This window comes from Mesorhizobium sp. M4B.F.Ca.ET.203.01.1.1 (assembly GCF_004791025.1).
Taxonomy (GTDB): domain Bacteria; phylum Pseudomonadota; class Alphaproteobacteria; order Rhizobiales; family Rhizobiaceae; genus Mesorhizobium; species Mesorhizobium abyssinicae.
This window is the reverse complement of record NZ_SRUO01000243.1, coordinates 1-298: the sequence shown is the minus strand read 5'-3', so window position 1 is coordinate 298 and position 298 is coordinate 1. Positions and strand designations below refer to the sequence as shown.

1 pseudogene is annotated in these 298 nt (G+C 71.8%); it reads right to left on the bottom strand.

Annotation, left to right across the window (positions count from 1 at the left end):
- Nucleotides 1-298, bottom strand: a pseudogene (locus EN846_RS34505) (amidohydrolase); the annotation flags it as partial.

Below are 298 nucleotides of genomic sequence, written 5' to 3'. Positions count from 1 at the left end.
GCGAAGCACGAGCATCCCATCGCACCCCAGAAGGCGCTCAGGTCGTCGGTGGGCGCCGCATGCAGCGCGGCATGGCCGTGAGCACCATGCGTACTACAGGCCACACCGTGATGGTGGCGATGCGCGGCGGCCAACCCGGTGGCGGCGCCGCCAACGTGGTAGCCACCGAAGCGGTTGACCGGCGACCAGTCCGGCATCGCCGGCGGCAGCTGCGGCGCCAGGCCGGCGTAATCGCCGTCGGCGTGCACGATGCGGCCGCCGACCACGGTCAGCAGGCTGGTGATGTCGGCGATCTGCG